4 protein-coding genes are annotated in these 2,371 nt (G+C 52.9%); 3 read left to right on the top strand and 1 reads right to left on the bottom strand.

What is annotated here, in order from left to right; all coding sequences use genetic code 11:
- Positions 1-23 precede the first annotated feature (23 nt).
- A complete protein-coding gene (locus RMSM_RS02705) occupies positions 24-308 on the bottom strand; it encodes a hypothetical protein (protein ID WP_008691201.1) in 285 nt (94 codons plus the stop codon).
- A gap of 850 nt (positions 309-1,158) precedes the next feature.
- Here RMSM_RS02705 and RMSM_RS02695 point away from each other — a divergent pair.
- The 3 genes from RMSM_RS02695 to RMSM_RS02685 form a co-directional block, all read left to right on the top strand.
- Positions 1,159-1,362 (top strand): hypothetical protein, encoded by a 204-nt coding sequence (locus tag RMSM_RS02695; protein ID WP_008691199.1) that lies wholly within the window; start codon positions 1,159-1,161, stop codon positions 1,360-1,362.
- The gene (locus RMSM_RS43700) at positions 1,355-1,558 is read left to right on the top strand and encodes a helix-turn-helix domain-containing protein (protein WP_040763776.1); all 204 of its coding nucleotides are present in this window, start codon (positions 1,355-1,357) and stop codon (positions 1,556-1,558) included. The genes RMSM_RS02695 and RMSM_RS43700 overlap by 8 nt, the downstream gene beginning before the upstream one ends.
- A 70-nt stretch (positions 1,559-1,628) precedes the next feature.
- On the top strand, positions 1,629-2,371 hold a 743-nt coding region (locus tag RMSM_RS02685), incomplete at its 3' end, for an AAA family ATPase (protein ID WP_160168210.1).

The following is a 2,371-nucleotide window of genomic DNA, read 5'->3' as shown; positions in this document are numbered from 1 at the left end:
AATACGACGAAAAAAGTGGGCTCTTACGATTCATTTCCGCCCTCTTCCGATGCGATCCACCGAGCCCCCGGTCCCCGACCTTGGGTGTCCGCGATACCTCGATACTTCAGAATCCGAAGCAGATTTCGTACATCTTCCTTAGGCAAAGACGGCAAAACCTGAGCGAGTTCATCGAGACTCGCTCCTGCCTCTCCGCTTTCATCAATGTGCTTCTTCAGCAACGCCAAATTGTGTTCGCGATCGAGACCCTTGCGGCGAGTGTAGTCAGCGGCCTTGCCGACAAACTCATAGAACTTACGAGAGAGCATGAACGCACGCCCCTTGCCTCGTTCGATGATCCCTAAGTCGATCAGATGATTGATGCGAGGCGATCGAACAAGTGCAAGACGGAGCAGCTGTACTTATTCATTAAGGAAGCGAGTTCCACCTACCGCATCAGTCGAGACAATTACCCCAATTCACCTGACATCCGTTGGGACGCAGCCCAAACAGCAGTTCGTATTCGAGAATTACTCAATGCGTTGGGGGTGAATGAACCGCTCTTGGATGCATCGGATCTTCGCTTCTTGGATAACCCAATTCGTTACAAGTTATGTGTCCGCGCCGCTGCGGTTGCCGTCTATCTAAGGGTCACTAGAGACTCAGAAGAGTTGTGGCCTGAATGTGCCCGACAAACGGGCAGTCCTCTTAAGCGGTTTGTCGATGATTGGGAGGCATATGACGAATCTGAGCGAATCCGGTGGTTTGGTCGGATTGATGCTGTGGTGAGGACGGTAATTGCGGAATTTGAGCAAACACTAGCTAAGGACACTATGGCGTCGGAAAAGTCTCCAGAGGATTGGCGTGTTGAGCGAGACGACGCTCTTCTTGCTGAATTTGGCATCGACACGAAGGAGCATCCAACCTATGGCGAGCTCCAGAAGTGGCTTGAAAAAGTAGCTCCAACACGAGGCTGGGAGCCCGTTGAGCAATCGTCGATTCGTGACTGTCTTATTCGAGCTTGGGACCGTCTAGGTAGGGGGCCTTGGCCATTCGATCGACGGGGGCGAAAAAGAAGGAAACAAGGATAAAAGGAAAATTCAAAAAACTGATTTCGTTGATTGGATCCTGGTTTCAGAATCCGGGGGTTGAGTTTGTTAACCCTATTGAGAGATTTTCATGGAACCAACAGGAAAACGTCGCTTCCGGTCTGTCGCAAAGTTGCTTGCGGGACTCTATCAAGATCGCGACCTGGTAGGCCGCGCGGAGCCATCCGGGCAGGATGAAGAGCGTGGAATGCGTGGAGCTACTGCCAAGCGTATTGCACGCAACACCGGCACCATGACTGCGAGCGAAATGCTGGAGGAACGCGTTGATGCATAAGCAGCCAAAGGTTGAGCCACAGTTGCTCTCGGAGCGTGATGCAGCGAAATGGCTCGCGACCTCTCCTCGAACTCTTTGGGGGTTGCGTTCCAAAGGCAAGATTCCGGTGGTGCGTGTTGGTCGTTTGATCCGGTATGACGTGGATGATCTGCGAAATTTCGTTGCCGCAAATAAAACGGGGTGCGACCATGTCTAAGCCGCAGGAACCCAAAGAATCGAATGCAGAGCGACCAAGGAAGCCGATTTTGAAGCCCCGGATTCTCACGATGAGCGAGGTAGCGGAGAAGCCTATCGATTGGCTATGGCCGTCCCGGATTGCCATCGGCCGACTCACTTTGCTGAACGGAAGGCCGGGATTGGGCAAGAGTTATTTGACTTGCGAAATCGCCGCGATTGTTTCGACAGGTCGCGACTGGCCTGATGGAACACCATGCGATAGCGGGTCCGTTTTGATGCTGACAGCCGAAGATGATCCCGCTGATACGATCAAGCCTCGATTGCGTGTACAGGGTGCCAATCTAAGCAAGTGCCATATCTTGGGCGGGATGTACGATCCAGATGATGAAGACGATACCGCTGATCGGTTTGTTTCGTTGAGTAACGTTGGGGTCATCGAAGAGGCGATACAAGACATCGGCGATGTCAAGCTACTTATTATTGACCCCATCGGCTCGTATCTTGGCAGTGGAACCGATTCCCATCGCGACAATGAAGTGCGAGGGAAACTCGCACCGATCGCTGCGTTGGCGGACCAGTATGGCGTGGCCGTTTTGATCGTCTCACATAGTCGAAAAGCCGCTGCCACGACGGCGGATGATCTCGTTATGGGGTCAAGAGCATTCACCGGGGTCTGCCGCTCTGTTTGGCATTTAATGGTTGACCCCAAGAATGAAGACCGACGGTTGTTGTTGTCGGGCAAGAGCAACCTCGCCAAGAAATCGACTGGGCTTGCATTTCGAATCGAGGGAGATCCGGTGGGCGCAATTGCATGGGAGCCCGATCCAGTAGA

The sequence above is a fragment of the Rhodopirellula maiorica SM1 genome (assembly GCF_000346295.1).
GTDB classification, from domain to species: domain Bacteria; phylum Planctomycetota; class Planctomycetia; order Pirellulales; family Pirellulaceae; genus Novipirellula; species Novipirellula maiorica.
Note: the sequence above shows the minus strand (reverse complement) of the source record. Positions and strands in the feature narration are given on the sequence as shown.

Coding starts and splice junctions, on each gene's coding strand:
- RMSM_RS02705 (WP_008691201.1), bottom strand. CDS start 308: ATGCTCTCTCGTAAGTTCTATGAGTTTGTCGGCAAGGCCGCTGACTAC.
- RMSM_RS43700 (WP_040763776.1), top strand. CDS start 1,355: ATGCATAAGCAGCCAAAGGTTGAGCCACAGTTGCTCTCGGAGCGTGAT.
- RMSM_RS02695 (WP_008691199.1), top strand. CDS start 1,159: ATGGAACCAACAGGAAAACGTCGCTTCCGGTCTGTCGCAAAGTTGCTT.